The sequence below is a fragment of the Idiomarina sp. A28L genome (assembly GCF_000218785.1).
Lineage (GTDB): Bacteria > Pseudomonadota > Gammaproteobacteria > Enterobacterales > Alteromonadaceae > Aliidiomarina.
On record NZ_AFPO01000021.1, the window covers coordinates 1 to 24,512 of the forward strand.

Consider the following 24,512-nt stretch of genomic DNA (forward strand, 5'->3'; position numbering starts at 1 on the left):
ATGTCATTTTCAAAAACCGCTCGTAAAATTTGGCTTGGCATGTTGCTAAGTATTCCTTTCTTGTTTGGCGCAGCCGTTCATGCAAACGAAATTCCGCTTGAACATTTCTTCAAGCATGCAGAATTTGGTGATGCTGCCATATCCCCCACAGGTAAATATCTAGCCGTTACTGTGCCCAACGATGAGCAACGAAGCCTCGCCGTGTTGGATATAAGCAAGCCAGATTCCATGTCGATTACCGCAGCTTTTCAATTACGCGGCCAAGAAAGCCCTTCCAATGTGCGTTGGGTAAACGATGAGCGCTTGATTTTTACTAGCGTAGTTCAGCCGGGGGCACTGGAACAACCGGTAGGAACTGGCCGTATTTATGCTATTAACGCCGATGGCAGTAACCGCCGCCAGCTCTTTGGTACACAGCAGGGCAGCCGCATTTTCCGTTACATGGATATCATCAGTTTACTACCAGATGAACCCGATTGGATTCTAGTACAGAATTGGGCACACGATCGCCCACGGCCTATAGCCGAGCGCTTAAATGTTAACCATGCCCGTTTAAATCAAGTTGCTTCTTCGCCGCTAAACCGCGGTTTCTTGATGGCCGATCAAGATAACGTTGTGCGCTTTGCCATGGGTTCGAATGATGACATGAAACCCGAGTTCGCGTGGCGGCCAAGTGAAGAAGCAGAATGGCGGAACTTCTCTAACGAAATTAGCGATCATTTATCGCCTGTAGGTTTTGATGCCAGTGGCGATTTTGTATATATGCGTTCACGCGATAACGAGCACTTAGGGCTTTACCAAATTGAGCTCGCAACTGGTGATTTCCGCCCAGTATTGCCAAACGATAACGTAGAAGTAGATGGGGTTAAATTTAATTCCTCTGGTAATCGGGTTATAGGAGTTCGTTTCCACGATGGTGTTCCGCAGTGGCACAGTGTTGATGAAAGCGCGAAAGAAATTGTTTGGCTGCGCCAACTGGAAGAAATGTTTATCGGTAGCTCAGTAACTATTAACAACTGGACCCGAGACGGCAAATTAGCCATGGTTGCGGTTTCTAGCGATGTAGCGCCTACCGAATTCTTTGTACTGGATACGGAGGCACCAGCATTGCGTTTCTTGGCCGCTTCACGCCCTTGGATCGACCCGGCGCAAATGCAGAATATGCACCCTATTAGCTTTGAGGCACGTGATGGCGTTACGCTGCATGGTTACAAAACCCTGCCGCGAGGCTACCAGGAAGGCGAAGCCGTACCTTTTGTAGTATTTGTTCATGGTGGCCCTCACGGCCCGCGTGATCGCTGGGGCTTCGATAGCTTTGTACAAGCATTTGCGCATAACGGCTTTGGCGTACTGCAAATTAACTTTCGCGGTAGTGGTGGCTATGGTGTTGGCTTTGAGCGCTCAGGTTACGGCGAATGGGGCGCTAAAATGCAAGACGACATCACCGATGGTACACATTGGATTATGGAACAGGGTTTCGCCAAAGAAGATTCGGTGTGTATTGCCGGCGCGAGTTACGGCGGCTTCTCAGCACTTTCCGGCATTGTAAAAGAACCAAACCTCTATGCCTGTGCCTGGGCTTTTGTTGGCGTTTACGACCTTGAACTCATCAAAGAAACAGGTGATATTCCACAACAAGTGAGCGGCCAGCGCTACCTTGATCGGGTGCTTGGTACTGATATTAATGTGTTGAAAGAACGTTCACCTAGCAACCATGTTGCCAACATCAAAACACCGTTGTTCATCGCTCACGGAGCTGAAGATGTGCGCGCTCACGTAGATCACTATCATTTACTAAAAGAGCGTTTAGACGCAGCGGAAATCGAATACGAAGAAATGCTCGTTGAGAACGAGGGCCATGGCTTCTACAAGGTGGAAAATAACGTGGAAATGATGACGCGCGTACTGGCATTCATGAAAAAACACACCAGTGGGGAATAACTTACCGGCCTCCTATTTCGCTTCCAAGTGAGCAAAATAGGAGGTGGCCTCACCAGCCGCACCCCGGCACACATTACCCCAACTACGGCTGCTCCCTTCCAGGCCTGACCGGGTTCGCTGGTTCATGTTGCGAGGGGACCAATGAGGCCACCAGCGCGCATTATCGCTGAAAGGCATTATTAACACAACCGCACTGCTGCCGTTTGCTTAAAAGCTGAACGTTTTGAGTAAGTGAAGAGTACCCTTACTCAAAATTCCAGCCGAATCACACCCATAAAAAAACGCGCCTACCAAACTTGGTAACGGCGCGTTTCGCACATCTATAACGTATTATTTATCTTCGATAAACTCTACAACTTCCAAACCAAAGCCTGAAAGCGCAGTGTATTTCTTCGGCGAACTCAACAAACGCATTTTGTGCACGCCAAGTTCAGCAAGAATTTGTGAACCTACACCCACATTTCGCGATTCGCTCGATTGGGTATTCCCCACCCGCGCTTCACCACGATCTTGTTGCTCAAAGAACCGCACCTGATCAATTAAATCAGTTGGCGTTTGCTGCTTACCTAACAATACGAACACGCCACCTTCTTCGGCGATACGGCGCATAGCGCGGTAAAGCGGCCAGCTGCGGCGCGCAGCTCGTTCAGTAGCTAGCAAATCATTGAAAGTATCTTGCAAATGCACCCGCACTAAAGTGGGCTCATCGCCGTTAACTTCGCCGCTAACTAAGGCAAAATGCACTTGGCCATCTACAGTATCTTGGAAAGTTACTAAATCGAACTCACCATAAGCCGTAGGTAATTTACATTGCGCAACTCGGTGAACGGTGTGTTCTTTCACTGAACGATATTCGATTAAATCGGCAATGGTGCCCATTTTAATATCGTGTTCTGCAGCAAATTTTTCCAAATCTGGGCGCCGCGCCATGGTGCCATCTTCATTCAGAATTTCCACAATTACTGAGCTTGCTTCAAATCCAGCTAAACGCGCCAAATCACAACCTGCTTCAGTGTGGCCAGCGCGGTTTAAAACGCCGCCTTGGCGAGCTTTCAATGGAAAAATATGGCCAGGCATTACCAAATCACTCGGTTTTGCGTTCGCCGCCACAGCCGCTTGCACCGTGCGCGCTCTATCGGCTGCAGAAATCCCCGTAGTAACGCCTTCAGCCGCTTCGATAGAAACGGTGAAGTTTGTTGCATACGGGGAATTATTTTGGCCAACCATCAGAGGCAATTGCAGCTGCCGGCAGCGATCTTCAGTGAGTGTTAAACAAATCAACCCTCGGCCATAACGAGCCATAAAGTTAATGGCTTCCGGGGTTACACATTCCGCCGCCAGTATTAAATCACCTTCATTTTCGCGGTCTTCATCGTCCATCAGAATAACCATTTTACCGGCTTTTATATCAGCAATGATTTCTTCTGTAGTGTTCAAACTCGACATCTAGGTATCCTCATTTACAACATGTGGCGTGCGCTGTTGGAACTATGCAAAACCTGAAACAAGTATTAGCGTAAGCCAAAGCCCGCGGTTTTCTGCAATACCATTTTCACATCAACACCAACTTGAGTGATCTCGCTAAACTCCCAAACTGGAACGTTATCCATCGAAGTGATTTGGCCCAAATGGAACATGCCCACGCCATTATCACCCATCAATTTCGGAGCTGTATAAACTATCAATTCATCTACCAATTCCGCTGTTAGCATGGCGCCAGCTAAACGTGCGCCGCCTTCAACCCAAACCGTATGAATATCGCGCTTGGCTATCAACTGCAGCAATGCCGTTAAATCAACACGGCCGGTAACACCGGTATCCATGATAATTTCTTCAGCGTTTGCTGGCAGTTCCATGCCGCTTGCTTTAGTGCGAATCAACCAAACCGGGCCGCCGTCTTTAAATACTTGCGCACTAGGCTGCACTTCACTGCGGTGATCAATAATCACCCGCACTGGTTGGCGAACTTCGCCAATGTATTCAACACCATTCGGAAATTCAGTGTGGCGAACGTTTAATGCTGGATCGTCGGCTAAAATAGTACCGGCACCAGTTAAGATAGCACCCGCTTGCGCGCGGCCTACCTGCACATCACAACGCGCATCGCGCTCAGTTATCCATTTGCTCTTGCCGTTGGCAAGTGCTGTACGGCCATCTAAACTCGCCGCCATTTTCAATTGCACAAACGGACGCTTCAATTTCTGCTGGGTAAAGAAACCACGGCTAACCGCATACGCTTCTTTTTCCAACAAACCCATTTCCACCTTAATACCGGCTTTTTTCAGGCGTTTTACACCTGCGCCAGCTACTTTCGGGAAAGGGTCTTCCATGGCTACTACAACACGCGCCACATCGGCTTTTATCAGTGCATCAACACAAGGTGGTGTACGGCCAGTGTGGTTGCAAGGTTCCAGAGTGATATACGCAGTTGCGCCCTTCGCTCGATCACCCGCTTCTGCTAATGCGTTAACTTCCGCATGCGCTTCACCAGCTTTCAGATGAAAACCTTCGCCTACGATCTCGCCATTTTTCTCTGCAGAAAAATCAACAATCACGCAGCCAACATTAGGGTTTGGATGAGTAGTAAAACGCCCTTGCGCTGCAAGTTCCAGCGCGCGTTCCATGAAATGAATATCGGTATCCGTAAAATTATTTTTAGTCATCTAAGCGTGCGATCTCCGCGCCAAAATCACGAATATCCTCAAACGAACGGTAAACCGACGCAAAGCGAATATACGCAACTTTATCTAGTTGCTTGAGTTGTTCCATCACCAAACTGCCGATTAACTTACTGGATACTTCTCGTTCCCCAGTAGCGCGCAGCTTAGATTTGATTCGATTAATGGTTTGCTCCATTGCTTCTAAACTCACTGGGCGTTTCTCCAATGAGCGTAAAAGGCCAGCGCGCAACTTATCTTCGTTAAAAGGTTCGCGCGCGCCATTGCTTTTAATTACCCGAGGCATTACCAATTCTGCGCTTTCGAACGTTGTAAAACGCTCTTTACAAGCATTACATTCACGGCGGCGGCGAACCGACATACCATCGGCTACCAACCGCGAATCAATTACTTTTGTATCTTGCTCAGCACAGAACGGACAATGCATCAGTTATCCTTCAGTTAACTTACGATTTTGCATATACCGGAAACTGCGCACACAACGCTTTAACTTCTTCGCGTACACGAGCTTCCACTGCATTATCGCCAACGCCATCTTTTATGGCATCCAATACATCACAAATCCAGTTTGAAACTTGCTCCGCTTGTGCTTCTTTAAAGCCCCGGCGAGTAATTGCCGGCGTGCCCAAGCGCAAACCTGAAGTAACAAACGGCGAACGCGGATCGTTAGGCACCGAGTTCTTATTTACGGTAATAAATGCGCGGCCAAGTGCGGCATCGGCATCTTTACCAGTAATATCTTTCTTAATTAAATCAACTAAGAACAAGTGGTTTTCGGTGCCGCCAGAAACGATATCATAACCACGCTCCTGCATTACCCGCACCATCGCTTTCGCGTTCTTCAGCACTTGTTGTTGGTAAACTTTAAATTCAGGTTGCAGCGCTTCTTTAAACGCCACCGCCTTGGCCGCGATCACATGCATCAACGGCCCGCCCTGGTTGCCAGGGAATACGGCACTGTTTAATTTCTTGTGTAGCTCCGGGTCGTCTTTACCGCTCAAAATCAAACCTGAGCGCGGGCCCGCCAGCGTTTTATGCGTAGTAGTGGTTACTACATCGGCAATTGGCACCGGGTTTGGATACAAACCTGCCGCCACTAAACCGGCAACATGCGCCATATCAACTAAAAAGTAAGCACCTACTTCATCGGCTACATCGCGGAATTTCTGCCAATCAACAATGCCTGAATACGCAGAAAAACCAGCAATAATCATTTTTGGCTTATGTTCAATTGCTAATGCACGCATTTGTTCGTAATCGATTTCACCGGTTTCAGGATGCAAACCATATTGCACGGCATTGTAGTTAATACCGGAAAAGTTCACGTGCGAACCATGCGTTAAGTGGCCACCATGCGCCAAGCTCATACCCAATATGGTATCGCCGGCACTACACATGGCCATGAATGCTGCGGTGTTAGCTTGCGAACCGGCGTGTGGTTGTACGTTGGCGTATTTAGCACCAAACAACTCTTTTGCGCGTTCAATAGCTAAAGTTTCAGCAATATCTACATATTCACAACCGCCATAATAACGCTTGCCCGGATACCCTTCAGCATACTTGTTGGTAAGCTGAGAACCCTGTGCTTCAAGCACTCGTGGGCTGGTATAGTTTTCTGATGCAATCAACTCAATGTGTTCTTCTTGGCGAACAACTTCGGCCTGCATTGCTTCCCACAACTCGGGGTCAAACTTAGCAATTGTCATCTCAGAACCAGACATGCGTACTCCTAATAAACGGTGAAATATCAGCCAAAATTTAATGCCACAGTATACCCTATTCGCACCATGAATGGTAGCTCGAGGGGTGGAGGGCTGAACCACTACTGGCTGGTTTCGTGCGCAGCAGCAAGCAGGCATCGCTTCCACTGATCGCTCTAGGCCACTCCAGAACCGCTCGAGCACATCCATGTGGCGCTATGATCCACGCCATCCATGGCGTGGACATTTCTGGAGCGGCCTAGAGCGATCAGCTCGCACGCTGCCTACTCGCTACTACACACGTTAAACACCGCCAATAGTGGTTCACCCCCCCCCATTCAAACACCGCAAGTCGTTTTCCCGCTCCCGTTCAGCAACGAAGTTGACATGACAACGCATCAATAACCGATATCGCTGCTCTTTTGCTGAGAGTGGCTGAAGAGCCGCTTGGCGCTGTTTGATGCAGTTAACAACTGACGTGCAGCGCGCGAGCTGATCTGCAGAGGGCGCGCTAGAAATGTCCGCGCCATGGATGGCGCGGATCATAGCGCCACATGGATGTGCTTGAGCGGTTCTAGAGTGACCTCTGCAGATCAGCGGAAGCGGTGGGCGTTAGTTGTTAACTGCATCAAACAGCGCCAAGCGGCTCTGCAGCCACTCCCAGCACAAAAAAGCCGCGGTTTGGGCCGCGGCTTTGGAGTTATTTTGTAACTTTTTTGTATTTGATGCGGTGTGGATCCATGGCATCGGAGCCGTAGGTTTTCTTCATGTAATCTACGTATTCCGTGTAGTTACCTTCGTAGAAGGTTACTTTGCCTTCATCGCGGTAATCTAGAATGTGCGTAGCGATGCGATCTAGGAACCAGCGATCGTGCGAAATTACCATGGCAGCGCCAGGGAATTCGAGCAATGCATCTTCCAATGCTCGCAGAGTTTCCACATCCAAATCGTTGGTAGGCTCATCGAGCAACAATAAGTTGCCGCCAGCGCGCAATAGCTTGGCTAAATGCACCCGGTTACGTTCACCACCCGATAACTCACCAATGAACTTTTGCTGATCGTTACCACGGAAGTTAAAGCGGCCCACATAGGCGCGGGCTTGTACTTCGTAATTTCCGATACGCAAAATCTCTTGGCCATCCGAGATTTCTTGGTAAACCGTTTTCTTATCGTCCATATCATCGCGGAACTGATCAACCGAAGCCAAATGAACAGTTTCACCCAACTCAATCGTGCCCGCATCTGGCTGTTCTTTGCCACTAATCATGCGGAACAAAGTAGATTTACCCGCACCGTTCGGGCCGATAATACCCACAATCGCACCTTTCGGCATGCTGAAGGTTAAATCATCGATAATTACCCGATCACCGTAGCTCTTCTTCAGGCCGGTAACATCCAACACCTTATCGCCAAGGCGCGGCCCAGGTGGAATATATAGCTCGTTGGTTTCGTTACGGCTTTGGTAATCGCCAGATTGCAGCTCTTCAAAGCGGTTAAGCCGCGCTTTGCTCTTGGCTTGGCGCCCTTTCGGATTCTGGCGCACCCATTCAAGCTCTTTCTTAATCGATTTTTGCCGCGCAGCTTCGCCACGCTCTTCTTGGGCTAAGCGAGCATCTTTTTGCTCAAGCCAGCTCGAGTAGTTGCCTTCCCAAGGAATACCGTAACCACGGTCGAGTTCCAGAATCCAGCCAGCTACGTTATCAAGGAAATAACGATCGTGGGTAATCGCTACCACGGTGCCTTCATAATCGTGCAAGAAGCGCTCTAACCACGCTACTGATTCCGCATCCAAGTGGTTGGTAGGCTCATCGAGTAGCAACATATCAGGCTTTTCTAACAATAAACGACAAAGCGCTACACGGCGGCGTTCACCACCCGATAAGTGTTCAATAGTAGAATCCCAAGGCGGTAAACGCAGGGCATCCGAGGCGCGCTCTAACGCGTTCTCTAAATTGTGGCCTTCTTTGGCCTGCAAAATCGCTTCAAGCTCACCTTGGCGTTTGGCTAGGGCATCGAAATCCGCATCCTCTTCGGCATAAGCTGCATAAAGTTGATCAAGTTCGGCCAATGCATCTTTAATATCGCTCAGGGCTTCTTCAACGGTTTCACGAACAGTTTTGTTCGGGTCCAGTTTTGGCTCCTGCGGCAAATAACCGATTTTAATACCCGTTTGCGGGCGTGCTTCACCTTCAAACTCGGTATCTACGCCAGCCATAATGCGTAATAAAGTTGATTTACCCGAACCATTAAGGCCAAGTACACCAATCTTTGCGCCAGGGAAAAAGCTAAGGGAAATATCTTTTAAAATGGTACGTTTCGGTGGCACTACTTTGCTCACCCGCAACATACTATAAATATACTGAGCCATACGCCTCACAGTTCCTGTTAGAAATAACAAATCTCAGTAATTGTACCACAGCCCCACGCCAATGCATCCTGTGCTTGGTGTTGAGATTGAAGGCTTGTGGTCCGAGGAAGGTTTGCCGGCTTCCGGGTGAAAAGGCCCTCAGTACAGAACCGCTCAAGCACATCCATGTGGCGCTATGATCCGCGCCATCCTTGGCGCGGACATTTCTGAACTGAGGGCCTTCTCTCCCTCACGCCAGCAACAATTATTTCGGCATGCCTTCAACCTCAACACCACTCAGCCTATGCCGCAGAGTTACTTATAGCTAAAACAAACTAATACTTGGACGGCAATAACGGGGCCTGCCGAAGAGAGGCGTTTGTGAGGGTGAGTTCATCGACAGAGCTAGTGCGAGGGAGTGCGTAACCGGAAGCTGGCCAGCAATAACGGGTACTGCCGAGGAGAGGCGTTTGGGATGGGCGAATACCTTGGTCAGGGTGTACGGCGCATGGATGCGCCGTCCAAGCCCCCATGGATGGGTTTACGGCGTCCCTGAACAAGGTATTCGCCCACCCCAAACAAAGCCTCTCCCCCACGCGCTGGAATTTCCGTTATACTTGGGGAAATTCATGTATTTAAAGAGGCCCTAATGAGCATTCATGTAATCAAGCATCCATTAATTCAGCACAAAATTGGTTTGATGCGCGCGGCCGATATCAGCACCAAAGATTTTCGTGAACTGGCCAACGAGCTTGGCAACCTTTTAACCTATGAAGCTACCCAAGATTTAGAATTAGTATCCGCGGAAATTGAGGGCTGGAACGATACGCCGATTAGTGTGCAGCGCCTGAAGGGTAAAAAGATTACTATTGTGCCGATATTGCGGGCTGGTTTGGGTATGCTCGATGGCGTGTTGCAGCTGATTCCAAGTGCGAAAGTGAGTGTTGTTGGGCTCTATCGCGATGAAGAAACACTAGAGCCGGTGCCTTATTACGAAAAATTCGCGGGTAATATAGATGAGCGCATGGCGCTGGTAATCGACCCGATGTTGGCTACCGGCGGCTCTATGGTAGCCACGCTGGATATGTTAAAAAAACATGGCTGCAAAGAGATTCGTATTTTGGTTTTAGTTGCGGCGCCAGAAGGCGTGAAACGGGTTTTAAAAGCACACCCTGATGTAACTATTTATGCCGCAGCGCAAGATGAGCGCTTAAATGAGCACGGCTACATTTTGCCAGGCCTTGGCGATGCTGGAGATAAGATATTTGGCACTAAATAAGTTCACCAGCAGAATATAAATTTAGAAGCTAATTTGCGCGCAAGCATACGTACAAAATACGTATGCTTGCGTTTTTTTGTGCCTTTGCTATTCTTATGTACGTACAACAAACGTATTTTTTTGCATTGAACTAAACTTACGTTCAACTAAAGGTAAAAGCCTAACGAGGTGAGTACAATGACGGCATTAACAATAAAGAAAGATGCACGTTTAGATTTGAAAACAACACAGCAAAACAAAGAGCTACTAGTTCAAGCTGCTTTAGTACGGGGCGTCGACATGACCACCTTCATAATAGAGCCGGCGTTAAAAGCCGCTCGTGAAGTAGTTATGCAATCTCAATTACAAGCTGAGGAACAAAAAGCGCTTTATGAAGCTCTGGCGAAACCGTCTGCTCCTACAAAAGCGTTGAAAGAGCTAATGGCGCTGGGGCCAATTGATGAAAGCTAATAGATTTTTGATTGAACAATATGACGTCAATAAAACCTATTATCAGCAAAAGAACTTCGATTGCGGCAACAGAGTTATTAACAAATTTGTTCATAGCTCTTTGAAAAAACAAGTGGCTAATGGCTTTTCTCAAGCTTATGTATTGCTCAATAGCGAAAATAATGGGCGTTTCTCAGCTTTTTACACGCTAAGCTCGTTTAAATTAATAGCTAGCGATATGCTCTCACTCTCATCGGGAAGCTTTCCGCGCGATATCCCCTGCGCTCGATTGATAATGCTTGGCGTTGAAAATGAGCTACAAGGCCAAGGTATTGGCAAGAAACTGATGGCAGATGTATTCCATCGCGTGCACAAAGCCGCAAAAGAAATAGGCATTTATGGCCTCTATTTAGATGCAGACCTTGCAGCTATCGATTTCTATAGAACTTTAGGTTTTGTTCGTTTGAATGAGGAAAGCGAGAGCAGCACTGCAAAAATGTTTTTAAGTATGAGAGAAATTCACGCCGCTATCGAATGAATCGTTTAAAAACCGTGCAAACGTTTTAGTTTGTGCATAAAACACTTGCCGCGGTATAGATGCTCGGTATAATTCAGCGCTGTTGCAGGGGCGTAGTTCCAATTGGTAGAACAGCGGTCTCCAAAACCGACGGTTGGGGGTTCGAATCCCTCCGCCCCTGCCAATTTTTTAAAAGCGCATGGTTTTAACCCGTTGCGCTTTTTTTGTGCCTCGCGTTTGAAGCATGCTGCCAGAGCGCGCTAACTGCCAGCCCCCAAAAAACTAAACCAACTCCAACGCTTCAGATATGTTCTTCACGCCTTGCACCTGCATGCCCGCCGGCACATTTTTCGGTACGTTTGCAATCGGCACTATGGCGCGTTTAAAGCCATGTTTTGCCGCTTCGTTTAGGCGATCACCACCGTTTGGCACCGGCCGAATTTCACCCGAAAGCCCTACTTCACCGAACACCACCATATCTTGTGGAATCGGCTGATCGCGAAAGCTAGAAACAATCGCCAGCAATAGCGCTAAATCTGAGCTGGTTTCAACTACCCGCACGCCACCTACTACATTTACGAATACATCTTGATCACCGAGCATCAAACCACCGTGTCGGTGCAATACGGCGAGCAACAAAGCCAGACGGTTTTGCTCGGTGCCAACAGCAACGCGGCGCGGGTTTGAAAGCTGAGAATGGTCTACCAAAGCCTGGATTTCTACCAACAACGGGCGCGTGCCTTCCCAAACTGTAAGCACCACCGAACCACTGCCATGTTCTTGGCCACGGCTTAAGAATATAGCCGAGGGGTTTTTCACTTCTTTTAAGCCATCGCCCATCATGGCAAAAACACCGAGCTCGTTTACGGCGCCGAAGCGGTTCTTGGTGCCGCGCAGCGTGCGATAACGCGAATCACCATCGCCATCCAAAATTACCGAGCAATCAATGCAGTGCTCTAATACTTTTGGCCCGGCCAGCGACCCATCTTTGGTTACGTGCCCAACCATGAAAATAGCAACGTTGTTTTGCTTGGCATAGCGAGTTAAATACGCGGCGGTTTCGCGCACTTGCGAAACGCTGCCGGGTGCTGATTGAATATCGGTAAGGTGCATTACCTGTATCGAATCAATCACCATAATTTTCGGCTTTTCTTTATCCGCTAGTTGGCAAATGAGTTCTACCGAGGTTTCAGCCAACATACGGAGTTTATCGGTGGGCAAGTTCAGCCGCTGTGCGCGCATGGCTACCTGTTGTAACGATTCTTCGCCAGTAACATAAAGCGCTGGCATATGTTCGGCTAGCTTGCACATGGTTTGCAGCAACAATGTACTCTTACCCGCACCTGGCGAGCCACCAATCAAAATTGCAGAGCCCGGCACAATGCCTCCGCCCAATACCCGATCGAATTCTTGAAAGCTAGTAGAAAAGCGCGGTACATTTTGCAAATCCACTTCACTTAGGGTTTGCACTTTTGATTCAGTTAGCCCCGAAAAGCCAGTGCGGCTGCGGCCTCCGGTGCTCGGAGCCGCAGTGCCCAAACGCACTTCGCTCACCGTATTCCATTCACCACATTCACTGCATTGGCCTTGCCAGCGCGGGAAATCAGCTCCACATTCGGTACATACATAGGCGGTTTTCTGCTTTGCCTTGGCCATATTTTTCTCTCTGCTAAAGTGCTAATAAACTAGCGGGCTGATAAACTAAAGTGCAAATGAAGCGCAACGCTAAGAAACTGCGGGCAGCAACCGAACTAATAACCATAATAAGGGAAGCGCAAGATGAGGGGAACCCAGTTCAGCATTTTCCCAATCAACACATCCAGTTTTACTCGCGCATTACCGAAGTTTTCTCAGCAGCCGATGCTCGCTCTGCAGTTCACATCAATGGTGCTGTTAGCCCTTTTGCTAGCTAGTTTTGCGGTTGCCCATGCGGCAAACTCTTCGCAGCCTAATTCTTCAGCAATATTTAACCAAGGCGAGGAAGCCATTGAAGAAAGTGCGCAAGCCAACGAAAATACTGATCCAGTTCCTCAGCAAAAACTACGCATTGTTTCCATGAACTACTGCATCGATTACGTGCTCGAACGCTGGCAAAATGAGCATTTTGAATTTTATCCAGTTGCCGAACACCACGGCCGCATTGAACAAATTATGCAGTTAAAGCCCGATATGATTATTGCTGGGCAATTTAACTCCCCTATTCGCATCAATAATTTTCGTAATAATGGCTTACCCGTAGCCGTGCTCGATGAACCCAATAGCTTTGCCGGTTCCCGCAGGTTTTTTCAAGAGCTCGCTGAATTGCTCCAACAACCGGAATTAGCGCAAGCTGATATTGCCGAAATTTCCGCGCCAAGCGGGAGTTCTGCAAACGAGGCTTATGCAAACAAAGCTTATGCAAACGAAGGTCGGTGGCCAACTGTGCTCGCTATGCAGGTTAACCAATGGAGTTTTGGCGGCAACAATCTACTCAACGAACTGTTTCAACACATGGGCTTAGAAAACCTAGCGGCACGCAAAGGCGATGGCTTGGTTAAAGTAGGGTTAGAAGACATTTTGCAATGGCAGCCCGATATATTATTACTTGAAGGCAAGTTGGTAACTTCGGAAGTTGCCGCTGAAGCAAATACGCATGCCGCCAAACAAGAGAGCTGCGGCGATAATCAAAATCCATGTGTGTTCCAAGCACAACAAAGCTTTGCCCTAGCGAACCTTAATTTAATGCATAAATCACTGCGCAATTATCAACAATTACCGCACGTAACAGCGCTTTATTTGCCCCGCGAAGTAAGTGGCTGCATGGCCCAACGGCTTCCCGAGGCTATTCATATTCTATCTTCCCAATTAGCCCAAGATTCCGAAGCCGCATCGGCCGCACAGCTAACATCAGAACAGGAAAGAGAAAACCGCCCATGAACCTGCACCGAATGATTCTCGGCGTTGCAATCGCCATCACCGCCATTGCCGCACTTTGGGTGGGCAGCGCCGATGTAAACGTGCTCACCGCCCTCGGCTTCCCCGAGAAAATGGTGTCTGACACCACTTTCTATGACACCACCCCCGAGAAGTTGGTGCCAGACACCACTTTCTCGGATACCGCCATTAGCAAACAAATCCTCTTTGATATTCGTATTCCACGCATCTTACTCGCGCTCATTACCGGCGCGGCGCTAGGCTTAGCAGGTGCCGGCATGCAAGGCTTATTGCGCAACCCATTGGCAGAGCCTGGCATACTGGGTGTTTCTTCTGGAGCTGCCCTTGCCGCCGTAATCGTGCTCTATTTCGGCTTCGCTACCTGGTATTCCTGGCTCTTACCAATCGCCGCCGTTTTCGGCAGCGCCTCAGCTTTGCTCATCGTGGTGCTCATTGCAGGCATGCGCGCCAGCATTACCACTCTCATTTTGTCCGGTGTGGCCGTTTCCGCCTTTCTATCTGGGCTCATTGCGCTCGCACTCAGCATGGCGCCAAGCCCTTTTGCCATGCAAGAAATAAGCTTTTGGCTCATGGGTTCGCTGGCCAATCGCGATCTCGATCAAATCATGCTCATTTCACCGTTCTTACTCATTGGCGCGATACTAATTTTCACCAGCGGCCGCTATTTACAAGCCCTCACCCTCGGCGAAGAAACTGCAACATCAATGGGCTTCAACGGTGCCCTTGAACGCGCAAAATTACTTACCGGTACCGCATTATTAGTGGGTGGCGCAGTGGCTGTTACCGGCGTTATTGGCTTTGTCGGTTTAGTAGTGCCGCACATATTGCGGCCATTCGTTCACGGCGATCCACGCCGGCTGCTCTTCAGCAGTATGCTTGCCGGCGCTTTATTGGTGCTGCTCATGGATATACTCGTGCAGTTATTGCCAACCGGTGCCGAACTACAGGTAGGGGTTATGGCCACGCTCATCGGCGGCCCATTCTTCTTAATGTTATTGGTGCGCCACAATATGTCCGGCAGCCTGTGGGGGAACCCTAAATGAACCACAATACCAATTCACAAGCCAATGCTATTAGCGTGAGCAATTTGAACTTCGCTTACAACAGCCGCGAAATTCTAAAAAACATCTCGCTAAACTTCGAAAAAAACAAAGTTACCGGAATTTTCGGCGAAAATGGTACCGGGAAAAGCACGTTATTGAAGATTTTAGCCGGAGTTCTACCTGCTGAGTATGGAAAAGCCACCGAGTTTCACAATTTGCCCCAATCTGAAGTGGGCTACTTAGGCCAACAAATCACCCCGGCATGGGCACTGAAAGTAAGTGCATTGGTAGAACTTGGAACTTTAACGCGCGAAAGTTGGAGTAAAGAAGAAAAACAAGCGGCTGTGCAACAAGCCATGGCTGAAACCGATTGCTTGCACCTCGCCGAACGCAAAGTATTCGAAATATCCACTGGGGAATTGCAACGCGCCCTGCTCGCGCGCGTATTTGCCGGCAAACCAAAAATAATCTTGGCAGATGAACCTACCGCGGGGCTCGATCCACGCCATCAGCTAGCAGTAATGAATTTACTGCAACAACACGCCCGAAAAGGCGGCACCGTTTTAGTAGTAATGCATGATTTAAACGCGGGAAAAACCTTTTGCGATAACGCCGTGCTGCTCAACAACGGCGAAGTTTTTGCCCACGGCCTTGCCGCAGAAGTTCTTAGTGATAAAAATATATTTGATGTGTTTGGTGTGTAAGCAAACTCTCGAAGTAATTGCTGGAAATTTACCAAAGCGTGTACTATTAATGGTGGTTGAGTGGATCATTAGCAACCGCGAAGAATTGATGTGCGATTGGGATCTGGCACAAGCATTGCAGCCATTAAACAAAATAAAGCCGTTGGAGTAAGCCCATGACATTGCCTAAAGTAAGCACTGTAATAGCCAAACCTGGCTATATATTAGTGCTCAAATTTACCGATGGTAAAACGGGTGAAGTTTGTATTGCGGAATCGCTACATGGCCCGCTATTTGAGCCGCTGCGCAAGCCCGAAAACTTTTTGTTAGCCGCGGTCGATGATTTTGGCGCAGTATATTGGCCACTCCCAGAATGTAACCACACACCGGATTATGCACCCGATGCGCTTTATCGCATGCTAGGCTAAAACTTCAATCAGTTTCGCCAGCGAACCTTCAATTTGTAAATCGGAAACCTTCACCAACGCTGGCTTCCCATTGAATGCCACACCGAAGCCCGCAGCTTCAATCATTGGGATATCATTCGCGCCATCACCAATAGCAATTACTTGCTCTCGCGGCAAACCGTATTGGCGCATTAATGCTTCCAGTGCATCGGCCTTAGCTTGGCCATCAATAATCGGCCCAAGTAAGCGCCCACTTAGCTTGCCATCTACAACTTCTAGCACATTACAGGCCACATAATCAGCACCCCAGCGCATGGCCGCCATATCAGCAAACCAGGTAAAGCCGCCCGAAACAATTGCAATACGCCAGCGATATTTACGCAAAAAGCGCATAAGTTCATCGGCACCCTCGGTAAATGGTAGGTTATCGGCAAGGCCGAAAATAACCTCTTCCGAAACACCCGCCAACATTTTCACCCGTTCATGCAAGGCTTCTTTAAAATCCAACTCGCCGCGCATCGCTTTTTCAGTTATTTTTGCCACTGCAGCGCCGTTGCCACCAGCCGCGGCAATGGCATCAATGCTCTCTAACTGAATTAGGGTGGAATCCATATCAAATACAGCTAAGCCGGGTTTTAACATATCCGGTAATGTGCTCATTCTTTTGCCTTATTCATTTAAGCTACGTAATTCAAGGTGCCTGCGCACTTGCGCTAATTATTATTCTAACAGGCGATTGCCTGAAGCGTTCCGCTGAGCTAAAGTTGCCGTTATGAATATAGCGCAAACAGAAAAAAATACAGTAAGTAAAAAACGGCCTTGGATGTTGCCAGGCGAACGTATGTATCGCCGCATCATCCTAATTGCTGCTGCGCTAACGCTAATCGGCATTATCGCTAATAGTTGGTATCAAGCCAATCAAAAAGGCGAAGAGGTACTCGTAGCGCATACCGAAAACTTAGCGCGCGTAATTATGGCGCAGGCCCAAAACGAAGCTAAGATATGGTTTATTGAAGATAACTACAACGGTTTAGAGAATTTAGCGCAACATTTACAAAGCCAAGAAGCCATTCTAGAAGTAAGCATTCAAGATGAAATGGGCCGCAGCATTATTCGCGTGGGCCACGATTTACCATTGCACACCTACTTAGCAAACCTGCCCGATTCAATGTGGGCAGTGCCTATGGTTTCACCCGTGCTTGATCGCAGCGAAACCGGCTCACACTTGCTCGGATTCGTGCGTATCACCTTTGATTACGATCGTATCACCGCACAATCACGCCCATATCACCGAGCCTCGCTGCAACAACAAGCGTTTTTGCTGTTTCTAGCTTTCATAGCCGGTGTACTCGTAACCTTCTCGTTCCTGCGCAAGCGCCGAGCTATTTCTGTGCCCTCCCCAGAGAGCATGGCGCAAAGCACACAAGCCGATATTCAAGTTTACGAAACGCCCGATACTAAGAATGCAAATAGCAAAAATGAGCGCGGCAATAAATAGTTCAAACTTACTCGGCGAATTTCCCTCTGCCAGCCAAGTGCTCGCGGAAATCGCTAATGCGGCCACCCCTACTGAATCACCTAACGCCGAAACCAACAGAATCCAATTAACCGATTCCCATTGCCATCTCGATTTCCCCATATTTGATGCCGATCGCGAGGCTGTATTAGCCAGAGCACAGGCCGAAGGTGTGGAACGGTTCTTGGTAATGGGCATCAGTGCAGCCCAATGGCCCCGGCTGTTTGCATTGGCGCAACAATATTCAAGTTGGCGCATGGCGTTTGGCTTACACCCTTACTTTTTGCGCGACCGAATACAAAATCGCGAACCTACTTTCGCCGATTTTGCCGATGATTTAGCGTTATTGCCTACATTCCTTGAAAAAGGCGCTCTGGCCGTTGGCGAAATTGGCCTCGATGCCACGCAACCTTTATTTGAGTTACAAGTAGAGCTTTTCAAAAAACAATTACACATTGCCGCCGATATGAATTTGCCGGTAATTCTTCATCACCGCAAAACCCTCGATAAAATGCTGCCTATGGTGAAAAAAGCCGGTGTTAGCAGCGGTATCGTGCATGCCTTTTCCGGCAGCTATCAACAAGCAATGCAGTGGGTAGATGCTGGTTTCCGAATCGGTGTAGGCGGAGTAATCACTTACCCACGCGCCCAAAAAACTCGCGCAGCCATCGCCAAAGTGCCTTTAGAATCCCTAGTGCTCGAAACCGATAGCCCCGATATGCCGTTGTTTGGCAATCAGGGCAACCGCAACGAGCCAGCCGATATCGCTAAAATAGCTCACGCCCTTATATTGCTCCGAGAGTAAGTGCCTTTTTCGGGGGCGAGGGTGGCGGCCTGGGGGCGAGTGGCTTTTTCGGTGTGAGGTATTGGGTTCTCAGGGACGCCACAAGTACATCCCTGTAGGCTTGAGCTGCCGCATCCATGCGGCAGACACCCTGAGAACCCAATATCCTCCCCCCGAACCGCCAATCTCGCCCCGAAACGCCCCGAAACGCCAATCACCGTGCCATAGAAAGTGGTGTCAGACACTACTTTCTATGAACTAAAAAAGCCTGCAGCACGTAAATCCGTTAATGATGAATATAGTTTGGTTCAAACGCGATCTTCGGCTTCGAGATCATGCGCCGCTTGCGGTTGCGTGTGATAAAGGCGTGCCCACGTTATTGTTGTATATCGTTGAGCCCATGCTACTCGAAGATACCCACTTCGGTGAGCACCACTGGCGCTTTGTTATGCAATCCATTGCGCAAATGAACCGGCAGTTAGAGCCATTTCAACAACAAGTAAAAGTATTACACGGCAATGCGGAAGCAGTGTTTGCGCATTTGCAGCAAACATACGGTATTCAGAACATTTTTAGTTATGAAGAAACTGGGCTCGCGAACACTTTCGCGCGCGATAAGCAAATTGCGGCATGGGCAAAAGAAAATGGTGTAAATTTGCAGGAGTTTGCTCACAATGGCATTGAACGTGCGCTTAAAAACCGCGAAGGGTGGCGGAAACGTTGGTATCAGAAGATGCATCAGGAACAAGTGCAGGCCGATTTTCAAAACCTCCGGCCCGTGCTTGAGTTCACAAGCGGCGAATTTGCTTGGTTAGCGCCGAAAGCTTGGGTAACCCCGAACCCCAATTATCAACATGGCGGCGAGCTTTCTGGGCGCAAATGGTTATATGATTTTTTGCAAATCCGTGGCCGCCAGTATCATAAATTTATTTCTAAACCTGAGCTTAGCCGCACCCATTGTTCAAGGCTTTCGCCCTATTTGGCATTTGGTAACTTGAGCGTGCGTCAGGTTTATCAGGCCTGCAAAAACAAGGGCAAGGAAGATTGCTGGAAAATGCCGATGCGTGGGGTGCTATCGCGCTTGCGCTGGCATTGCCATTTTATCCAAAAGTTTGAACTGGAACCGCGCTTACAGTTCGAGCCGCTCAATTTGGGTTATCAAAAGCTGCACCGCAGTGGTGATATTGATCACCTCAGCGCTTGGATGCGCGGCAAAACCGGGTTTCCGTTAGTTGATGCTTGTATTCGATGCTTGCAACAAACCGGTTATATTAATTTTCGCATGCGCGCCATGTTAGTGAGCTTTTTAACCCATCATTTGTTTCTCGATTGGCGCATGGGCGCAAGCCATCTAGGCAGGCTATTTTTGGATTTTGAGCCGGGTATTCATTACCCACAATTTCAAATGCAGGCGGGTATAACGGGCATTAACACGATTCGGATTTATAACCCGGTGAAGCAATCGCAAGAGCATGATCCCGAGGGGGTGTTTATTCGCCGCTGGCTGCCTGAACTGCGCGGAATTCCCAACGAATATATTCATGAGCCCTGGATAATGCCACCGTTTGAGCAGATTCTGCATGATTTCCAACTCGGCCGCGATTATCCCGAGCCGATTATTGATTTAAAGGAAACTGGCAAACGGGCGCGTGATAACCTTTGGAAGTGGCGAAAAGATCCATTGGTGCGGGCAAATTTGCCAACTATTCTTGAGCGCCACATTGAGTAAGCGAACGAAAATGAAGAAACAGCATTTACCGAGCAAAATATGTGCAACCTGCCAGCGGCCATTTGATTGGCGCAAAAAGTGGGAAAAGGTTTGGGATGAGGTGCGCTATTGCTCGGAACGGTGTCGCCGAAACCGGAATAAAAGTGCAACTTCGAGCTAGATAATTTGCATTGGCTTTTAGCCGCAAAAATACAAAACAAGGACACTCATGAGCAAATTGCAGTTTACAAAGCATGATTTTAATACCCTGCCTCGACGATTTCGGGCGCGCTTAATTAATAGCCTTTCCGGCTTTAAAAGCGCCAACTTGGTGGGCAGTGCCGATGCGAATAAAAATTTGAATCTTTCCATGGTGAGCTCGGTAGTACATTTGGGTGCCAACCCGCCGCTGATTGGTATGGTAATGCGTCCGCGCACCTCCGAAACTGGCGAGCCGGTGCAGCGCGATACGGTAACCAACATTGAAGCGCTCGGGGTTTATACCATTAATCATGTGGGTGCGAACATGTTGAACGCTGCGCATCTAACTAGCGCTAGCTTTGCGCCCGATATTTGCGAGTTTGCGGCTACTGGCCTTACGCCGCATTGGCACACCGGTTTTGCGGCGCCAGCTGTGGCTGAAAGCCCGCTACAAATGGGGCTGCGGCTGGTTGAAATTGTGCCCTTTAAAGTGAACGGCACTGAGTTTGTGATTGGCGAAATTGAGTGGGTGCGGTTCGCCGAAGCAGCTATGAAAGGCGATGGCTATGTGGCCATTGAAGATCTCGATACCTTGGCGATTTCTGGGCTTGATGGCTACCACAGCACCACACTGATTAACCGGCTGCAATACGCAGAGCCCGAGCAACCCGTACGTGCTCTACCTCGCGGAGGTGCACAGGATATTGAGCCTGCGGTTGATTTTGCAGCATTTCGCGAAAGCAAAAATAGCAAGAAATAGGGGAAGAAAATGGCGATTACCCACTCAAATCAACTGGTATGGTTTCGGCGCAACTTGCGCGTTGCCAACAACCCCGCGCTAGAAGCTGCGGCTGATAGCCAGCATGCGAAGCCTCTTGGTGTGTTTTGCTACGATCAGCAATATACCGGAACCTGGCTTGGCATGCCGCGTTGTGCACCGCTACGGGCAAAGTTTTTGTGGGAATCGGTACAAGATTTACAGCAGCAACTTCAGCAAATGGGTGGCGAGCTTATTGTTCAAGCTGAAGAGCCCGAAACACTACTGCCAAAGCTTTGCCAAGAATTGAACATTACGCATGTGCACACCCAACGCTTATTCGCCCACGAAGAAGTGGCCGCAGCAGAACGAGTGTTGCAAGCGCTTAACGCTATTGGCGTAACATTTGTGCAGCACGAATGCTATACCTTGCTTGCCGAAGCTGAGGTTTACGAACGCCACACCTCACCCCTGGGTAGCTTTAGCAAATTTCGCCGCAAAGTGGCCCCCGATACCCAGGCAATTACGCTAAGGCTTAACCCGCTCTCCGTTTCTCAAACAAGCGCCGTGGCTCAAGAAAACGCCGTGGCCCGAGAAAACGCCGAGCCTCAAGAAAACGGTGTCTGGCACCAACTTCTCGCACACCAAAAGCAAACACCTCGCACCCGAGAAAACACTGCGGCTGAAAACATCATAGAAAACGCTGTGGCCCAAGAAAACGGTGCCAGACACCATTCTCTCAAACAAAGCCCAATCGCTATCAACGCCGATACCGATAGCCGCTCAGTATTACCATTCAAAGGCGGCGAAACTGCCGGCCAGCGCCGTTTGCAAGATTACGCTGCGAGCGCTGTTGGGCATTACAAAGAAACGCGGAATGGCCTAATTGGCGCAGATTACTCGAGTAAGTTATCGCCGTGGCTAAATCTTGGCTGTATTTCTCCAGCCCAAGTATTGCAGGCAGTGCGCGAATACGAAGCTGAGCATGGCGCAAATGCTTCCACCGAATGGCTAATCGTAGAATTGCTCTGGCGCGATTTCTTTCAGTTCCTTGCGGCCGAACACGGCGCCGATCTTTTTCAGGGTTCCGCCAAAGCGCTCGGAAAGGTGCCAGAGAACACAGACAACGACCCCACTTTCTTGGCATGGTGCGCGGGCGAGACGAGCAATGAGTTTGTGAATGCGAACATGCGCGAGCTTGCGAAAACTGGCTTTATGAGCAACCGCGGCCGGCAAAACGTAGCTTCGGCACTAATTCACGATATGGGTATCGATTGGCGTTGGGGCGCACTTTGGTTCGAAGCGAACCTGCTCGATTACGATCCGGCCAGCAACTACGGAAACTGGCAATACATCGGCGGCTTGGCGGCCAACCCGCGCGGCGGCAGTTGGTTCAACCTAAAAAAACAAGCACAAATGTACGATACCGAAGGCGCATACCAGAAGCTATGGCAGGCGCAGTACTAACCGCCGTTAGTGCTCGCTACCCCTTTTATCGGCAGGTTTCTCCGGCATTTTTTCTGGAGCAATTGGGAAAAAGAAGCTTAAAGGCTTTTCTCTCAGTTGCTGCCCTAAGCAGCGAAATAAAGGTCGGAAACGCTGAATGCTAGTGCCGCGAGCCTGCATGGCTACCAGTAGCGCCAGCGTGAAGCTTACCCACAGGTTTACAAAGCCGATCATCAGCACAAACAACAAGCCAACCACAAAATTGTACAAGCCGGTGAAATCGCTAAAGCTAGCGAAACCAAGGTTAGCCGAAGAAAACGCTACGTGGCGAATATCCAACGGCAAGCCAGTAAGGTATCCGATATACCCGGTAACGCCCAGCAGCACACCGAAGAAGAAGTTACCCATAATTGCGCCGTAATTTTCGTGCAAGTAGTTAGCAAAGCGTTCACGGCGCTCTTCACCTAACCAGCGCAACAATATATGTTGAAACAAACGCTCCCGAAGTTGCACGTAATCGGCGCGGTTATCGAAATAGCCAGCAATAAGCCCAGAGCAAAATAGCCAAACACCAGCAATAGCCGCATAAAATAAAGCCAAGCCACTTATCGGTTCGATTGCCAATAACTGATAACTTACCGCCTCAGCATCTAGCAAACTGCTACCAAGCCACCAATACACGCCAAAACACACAACAGCAGCGGTTAGCAGTGCGGTGGAAATATTTCCCCACACGGCGGCCCACTGCGAACGGTTCACATCTACCAGCAACACCGCAAGCTTACGGCTAATGGCGCGGCCGTTATCGCCGCGCTCTACTTCGGCTGCGAAACTTGCGGCTGTCATTGCCGGTTGTTTAGTAGCAATAGTGCAACGTAATAAATGAATAAGAACAAAGCCTAGGCCATAATTCAAACTCACCAACACGGTATTGGCGAGCGGCGCAAAGCCTTGGCTTTCGATATAAATTTTCAGCAGCGCCATGAACGCAATTACAAAACCGGCGCCAGCCGCCGAGCGCATAATGGTGAAATAACTTTTTGCATCGCGGGCAATGTAATGCTCGCCATGAACACTTTTATTCTGCGTAACACTGCGCGAGAGCATGGCCGTGCTGGTGCGCCACACATCAACAATACTATTCTTCACTGTGGTAGCGAGCACTAAGTGCTGCCAAAGCGCCACACTGCGCTTCATCACCAACAACGAACTTTCAGTAGTAAGCAGCGAAAGCAACGAACTCATGCGGGCAATCGTTTGTTCTAACCGCTCTAACAAATGCGCCACTGCCAGTGAAGAGCCCGCAGCGCCTCGCCCCCGGCGGCGAATTCTATCTACCTGCTCTTGGCTTTGCTCAAGCATTACCCACAAATGGCCGGCATCAAAAGGCGGTAAATCAGCCCCCTCCATGCGTCGAGCTTCATGCTGAGTAAAACTTTGCATTTCTCGCTGCAACGCAATAAATGGCGAATCGATATCAATGAGTTTTTTATCAATACGCATCAGCTCAGGCTCAAGCTCCTCAGCCGCAATCCATATCGCCAGCATTTCCAATACGTAGAGAATTTCTTGCCGCAAGTGAACTTCCGCAGCCTGAACACTCTCTTCGCTACTCGCCCGAGCAAGCACCGCATAAAGCCGCAACCATTGCACTGGCTGAATTGTTGCTAGCCATTCTGCATCTCGCTTCCGGTGAAATAGCTGCGCCAACAAATCCAACGAGCTCCCTTCTTCGCGCGGCGGTGGAATCAGCCTATCATACAGCCGCGTAGCCATTTCTCTTAGCAGCGCCCGGCGCGCAAAAATACCCAAGTTCACCAACGCTGGATACAGATTTAGCCCCACTAACTGGCCATGAAGCTGTTCGCCTAAGGCCTGTGCGTGCTCCGTATTCTGCTGCAAATCCGCAATCAATTCGTCCATCCGCTCAGCCGCATGGGCCACACCACCCTGGCGCAGAAACTCCACCAAAGCCGCCAACCGCTCAGGCACAGCTTGTTCTTTTTCGAACAGAGCCGTCAGGTGATACTGAATTTTCGCCTTTGCGGCTTTGTGTTGCGCTTTTTTCTGGGATTTCGGCTCAGCTGAATGCGTTTGCATCTAAAATAAATATCCTTACAACTTCAAAGAAGAACAAGCATG

Annotated in this window: 24 protein-coding genes, 1 tRNA gene and 1 other RNA gene; 17 read left to right on the forward strand and 9 right to left on the reverse strand. The window is 49.1% G+C overall.

Annotation, left to right across the window (positions count from 1 at the left end):
* A partial coding sequence (locus A28LD_RS07865; RefSeq protein ID WP_007420549.1) for a S9 family peptidase occupies window positions 1–1,941 on the forward strand: 1,941 nt, incomplete at its 5' end.
* Between the two features lie 47 nt (window positions 1,942–1,988).
* On the opposite strand, the gene ffs is transcribed toward A28LD_RS07865, so the two are convergent.
* The 6 genes from ffs to ettA form a co-directional block, all read right to left on the reverse strand.
* Window positions 1,989–2,085, reverse strand: an RNA gene (gene ffs / locus A28LD_RS12150) — signal recognition particle sRNA small type.
* A gap of 186 nt (window positions 2,086–2,271) precedes the next feature.
* The gene (ribBA, locus tag A28LD_RS07870; RefSeq protein ID WP_007420550.1) at window positions 2,272–3,387 is read right to left on the reverse strand and encodes a bifunctional 3,4-dihydroxy-2-butanone-4-phosphate synthase/GTP cyclohydrolase II; all 1,116 of its coding nucleotides are present in this window, start codon (window positions 3,385–3,387) and stop codon (window positions 2,272–2,274) included.
* A gap of 65 nt (window positions 3,388–3,452) precedes the next feature.
* The gene (gene ribD, locus A28LD_RS07875; RefSeq protein ID WP_007420551.1) at window positions 3,453–4,604 is read right to left on the reverse strand and encodes a bifunctional diaminohydroxyphosphoribosylaminopyrimidine deaminase/5-amino-6-(5-phosphoribosylamino)uracil reductase RibD; all 1,152 of its coding nucleotides are present in this window, start codon (window positions 4,602–4,604) and stop codon (window positions 3,453–3,455) included.
* Complete coding sequence (nrdR, locus tag A28LD_RS07880) at window positions 4,597–5,046, reverse strand: transcriptional regulator NrdR (protein WP_007420552.1); 450 nt, start codon at window positions 5,044–5,046, stop codon at window positions 4,597–4,599. Before nrdR ends, ribD begins: the two co-directional genes overlap by 8 nt.
* Before the next feature lie 19 nt (window positions 5,047–5,065).
* Window positions 5,066–6,340, reverse strand: a complete 1,275-nt coding sequence (glyA, locus tag A28LD_RS07885) for a serine hydroxymethyltransferase (protein WP_007420553.1) — start codon at window positions 6,338–6,340, stop codon at window positions 5,066–5,068.
* Between the two features lie 679 nt (window positions 6,341–7,019).
* Window positions 7,020–8,687, reverse strand: coding sequence for an energy-dependent translational throttle protein EttA (gene ettA, locus A28LD_RS07895; protein ID WP_007420554.1), 1,668 nt, complete (start codon window positions 8,685–8,687; stop codon window positions 7,020–7,022).
* A 175-nt stretch (window positions 8,688–8,862) separates the two neighbouring features.
* On the opposite strand from ettA, the gene A28LD_RS12460 reads away from it, so the two are divergent.
* From A28LD_RS12460 to A28LD_RS07915, 5 genes are all read left to right on the forward strand, one after another.
* A complete protein-coding gene (locus tag A28LD_RS12460) occupies window positions 8,863–8,991 on the forward strand; it encodes a TilS substrate-binding domain-containing protein (RefSeq protein WP_139043556.1) in 129 nt (42 codons plus the stop codon).
* A gap of 324 nt (window positions 8,992–9,315) precedes the next feature.
* Window positions 9,316–9,945 carry a uracil phosphoribosyltransferase gene (gene upp, locus A28LD_RS07900; protein WP_007420555.1) on the forward strand — a complete coding sequence of 210 codons (630 nt, stop codon included), beginning with the start codon at window positions 9,316–9,318 and terminating at the stop codon, window positions 9,943–9,945.
* A 177-nt stretch (window positions 9,946–10,122) separates the two neighbouring features.
* Complete coding sequence (locus tag A28LD_RS07905; RefSeq protein ID WP_007420556.1) at window positions 10,123–10,395, forward strand: type II toxin-antitoxin system TacA family antitoxin; 273 nt, start codon at window positions 10,123–10,125, stop codon at window positions 10,393–10,395.
* The gene (locus tag A28LD_RS07910) at window positions 10,385–10,912 is read left to right on the forward strand and encodes a GNAT family N-acetyltransferase (RefSeq protein ID WP_007420557.1); all 528 of its coding nucleotides are present in this window, start codon (window positions 10,385–10,387) and stop codon (window positions 10,910–10,912) included. Before A28LD_RS07905 ends, A28LD_RS07910 begins: the two co-directional genes overlap by 11 nt.
* Window positions 10,913–10,998: 86 nt before the next feature.
* Window positions 10,999–11,075: transfer RNA gene (locus A28LD_RS07915), tRNA-Trp, on the forward strand.
* A 98-nt stretch (window positions 11,076–11,173) separates the two neighbouring features.
* Here the strand turns inward: A28LD_RS07915 and radA are convergent.
* Window positions 11,174–12,547, reverse strand: a complete 1,374-nt coding sequence (gene radA / locus A28LD_RS07920) for a DNA repair protein RadA (RefSeq protein WP_007420558.1) — start codon at window positions 12,545–12,547, stop codon at window positions 11,174–11,176.
* Window positions 12,548–12,670: 123 nt separating this feature from the next.
* Between radA and A28LD_RS07930 the strand changes: the two genes are divergently transcribed.
* From A28LD_RS07930 to A28LD_RS07950, 5 genes are read left to right on the forward strand one after another with little or no spacing between them, the layout of a single operon-like run.
* On the forward strand, window positions 12,671–13,807 hold the full coding sequence (locus A28LD_RS07930) for an ABC transporter substrate-binding protein (RefSeq protein WP_007420559.1): 1,137 nt from the start codon (window positions 12,671–12,673) through the stop codon (window positions 13,805–13,807).
* Window positions 13,804–14,868 carry a FecCD family ABC transporter permease gene (locus A28LD_RS07935; RefSeq protein ID WP_007420560.1) on the forward strand — a complete coding sequence of 355 codons (1,065 nt, stop codon included), beginning with the start codon at window positions 13,804–13,806 and terminating at the stop codon, window positions 14,866–14,868. Before A28LD_RS07930 ends, A28LD_RS07935 begins: the two co-directional genes overlap by 4 nt.
* Complete coding sequence (locus A28LD_RS07940; protein WP_007420561.1) at window positions 14,865–15,572, forward strand: ABC transporter ATP-binding protein; 708 nt, start codon at window positions 14,865–14,867, stop codon at window positions 15,570–15,572. The genes A28LD_RS07935 and A28LD_RS07940 overlap by 4 nt, the downstream gene beginning before the upstream one ends.
* Window positions 15,565–15,723: a DUF4160 domain-containing protein gene (locus tag A28LD_RS12155; protein WP_158091788.1), complete on the forward strand. Its 159-nt coding sequence runs from the start codon at window positions 15,565–15,567 to the stop codon at window positions 15,721–15,723. Before A28LD_RS07940 ends, A28LD_RS12155 begins: the two co-directional genes overlap by 8 nt.
* Window positions 15,724–15,727: 4 nt before the next feature.
* Window positions 15,728–15,979: a DUF2442 domain-containing protein gene (locus tag A28LD_RS07950; protein ID WP_007420562.1), complete on the forward strand. Its 252-nt coding sequence runs from the start codon at window positions 15,728–15,730 to the stop codon at window positions 15,977–15,979.
* Here the strand turns inward: A28LD_RS07950 and serB are convergent.
* On the reverse strand, window positions 15,971–16,618 hold the full coding sequence (gene serB, locus A28LD_RS07955; RefSeq protein WP_007420563.1) for a phosphoserine phosphatase SerB: 648 nt from the start codon (window positions 16,616–16,618) through the stop codon (window positions 15,971–15,973). The two genes, A28LD_RS07950 and serB, sit on opposite strands and share 9 nt — an antisense overlap.
* Before the next feature lie 112 nt (window positions 16,619–16,730).
* Here serB and A28LD_RS07960 point away from each other — a divergent pair, with 112 nt between their 5' ends.
* From A28LD_RS07960 to A28LD_RS07980, 6 genes are all read left to right on the forward strand, one after another.
* Window positions 16,731–17,456, forward strand: coding sequence for an AhpA/YtjB family protein (locus tag A28LD_RS07960; RefSeq protein WP_007420564.1), 726 nt, complete (start codon window positions 16,731–16,733; stop codon window positions 17,454–17,456).
* Window positions 17,437–18,279: a TatD family hydrolase gene (locus tag A28LD_RS07965; RefSeq protein WP_158091789.1), complete on the forward strand. Its 843-nt coding sequence runs from the start codon at window positions 17,437–17,439 to the stop codon at window positions 18,277–18,279. The genes A28LD_RS07960 and A28LD_RS07965 overlap by 20 nt, the downstream gene beginning before the upstream one ends.
* A 268-nt stretch (window positions 18,280–18,547) precedes the next feature.
* Window positions 18,548–19,987 (forward strand): cryptochrome/deoxyribodipyrimidine photo-lyase family protein, encoded by a 1,440-nt coding sequence (locus A28LD_RS07970; protein WP_007420566.1) that lies wholly within the window; start codon window positions 18,548–18,550, stop codon window positions 19,985–19,987.
* Between the two features lie 10 nt (window positions 19,988–19,997).
* On the forward strand, window positions 19,998–20,147 hold the full coding sequence (locus A28LD_RS12160; protein ID WP_083824803.1) for a DUF2256 domain-containing protein: 150 nt from the start codon (window positions 19,998–20,000) through the stop codon (window positions 20,145–20,147).
* A 48-nt stretch (window positions 20,148–20,195) separates the two neighbouring features.
* Window positions 20,196–20,927 carry a flavin reductase family protein gene (locus tag A28LD_RS07975; RefSeq protein ID WP_007420567.1) on the forward strand — a complete coding sequence of 244 codons (732 nt, stop codon included), beginning with the start codon at window positions 20,196–20,198 and terminating at the stop codon, window positions 20,925–20,927.
* Window positions 20,928–20,936: 9 nt separating this feature from the next.
* Window positions 20,937–22,391: a DASH family cryptochrome gene (locus tag A28LD_RS07980; RefSeq protein WP_007420568.1), complete on the forward strand. Its 1,455-nt coding sequence runs from the start codon at window positions 20,937–20,939 to the stop codon at window positions 22,389–22,391.
* Between the two features lie 6 nt (window positions 22,392–22,397).
* On the opposite strand, the gene A28LD_RS07985 is transcribed toward A28LD_RS07980, so the two are convergent.
* Window positions 22,398–24,470, reverse strand: a complete 2,073-nt coding sequence (locus A28LD_RS07985; protein ID WP_007420569.1) for a site-specific recombinase — start codon at window positions 24,468–24,470, stop codon at window positions 22,398–22,400.
* Window positions 24,471–24,512 lie beyond the last annotated feature (42 nt).

What these genes read in the sequence shown, in the direction of transcription:
- A28LD_RS07935 (WP_007420560.1), top strand. Translation starts at nt 13,804, where the DNA reads ATGAACCTGCACCGAATGATTCTCGGCGTTGCAATCGCCATCACCGCC.
- A28LD_RS07950 (WP_007420562.1), top strand. Translation starts at nt 15,728, where the DNA reads ATGACATTGCCTAAAGTAAGCACTGTAATAGCCAAACCTGGCTATATA.
- ribBA (WP_007420550.1), bottom strand. Translation starts at nt 3,387, where the DNA reads ATGTCGAGTTTGAACACTACAGAAGAAATCATTGCTGATATAAAAGCC.
- serB (WP_007420563.1), bottom strand. Translation starts at nt 16,618, where the DNA reads ATGAGCACATTACCGGATATGTTAAAACCCGGCTTAGCTGTATTTGAT.
- A28LD_RS12460 (WP_139043556.1), top strand. Translation starts at nt 8,863, where the DNA reads ATGATCCGCGCCATCCTTGGCGCGGACATTTCTGAACTGAGGGCCTTC.
- A28LD_RS07975 (WP_007420567.1), top strand. Translation starts at nt 20,196, where the DNA reads ATGAGCAAATTGCAGTTTACAAAGCATGATTTTAATACCCTGCCTCGA.
- ribD (WP_007420551.1), bottom strand. Translation starts at nt 4,604, where the DNA reads ATGACTAAAAATAATTTTACGGATACCGATATTCATTTCATGGAACGC.
- A28LD_RS07960 (WP_007420564.1), top strand. Translation starts at nt 16,731, where the DNA reads ATGAATATAGCGCAAACAGAAAAAAATACAGTAAGTAAAAAACGGCCT.
- A28LD_RS07930 (WP_007420559.1), top strand. Translation starts at nt 12,671, where the DNA reads ATGAGGGGAACCCAGTTCAGCATTTTCCCAATCAACACATCCAGTTTT.
- A28LD_RS07910 (WP_007420557.1), top strand. Translation starts at nt 10,385, where the DNA reads ATGAAAGCTAATAGATTTTTGATTGAACAATATGACGTCAATAAAACC.
- A28LD_RS12160 (WP_083824803.1), top strand. Translation starts at nt 19,998, where the DNA reads ATGAAGAAACAGCATTTACCGAGCAAAATATGTGCAACCTGCCAGCGG.
- A28LD_RS07985 (WP_007420569.1), bottom strand. Translation starts at nt 24,470, where the DNA reads ATGCAAACGCATTCAGCTGAGCCGAAATCCCAGAAAAAAGCGCAACAC.
- A28LD_RS07940 (WP_007420561.1), top strand. Translation starts at nt 14,865, where the DNA reads ATGAACCACAATACCAATTCACAAGCCAATGCTATTAGCGTGAGCAAT.
- upp (WP_007420555.1), top strand. Translation starts at nt 9,316, where the DNA reads ATGAGCATTCATGTAATCAAGCATCCATTAATTCAGCACAAAATTGGT.
- A28LD_RS07965 (WP_158091789.1), top strand. Translation starts at nt 17,437, where the DNA reads ATGAGCGCGGCAATAAATAGTTCAAACTTACTCGGCGAATTTCCCTCT.
- glyA (WP_007420553.1), bottom strand. Translation starts at nt 6,340, where the DNA reads ATGTCTGGTTCTGAGATGACAATTGCTAAGTTTGACCCCGAGTTGTGG.
- A28LD_RS07905 (WP_007420556.1), top strand. Translation starts at nt 10,123, where the DNA reads ATGACGGCATTAACAATAAAGAAAGATGCACGTTTAGATTTGAAAACA.
- A28LD_RS07970 (WP_007420566.1), top strand. Translation starts at nt 18,548, where the DNA reads ATGATGAATATAGTTTGGTTCAAACGCGATCTTCGGCTTCGAGATCAT.
- ettA (WP_007420554.1), bottom strand. Translation starts at nt 8,687, where the DNA reads ATGGCTCAGTATATTTATAGTATGTTGCGGGTGAGCAAAGTAGTGCCA.
- nrdR (WP_007420552.1), bottom strand. Translation starts at nt 5,046, where the DNA reads ATGCATTGTCCGTTCTGTGCTGAGCAAGATACAAAAGTAATTGATTCG.
- A28LD_RS07980 (WP_007420568.1), top strand. Translation starts at nt 20,937, where the DNA reads ATGGCGATTACCCACTCAAATCAACTGGTATGGTTTCGGCGCAACTTG.
- radA (WP_007420558.1), bottom strand. Translation starts at nt 12,547, where the DNA reads ATGGCCAAGGCAAAGCAGAAAACCGCCTATGTATGTACCGAATGTGGA.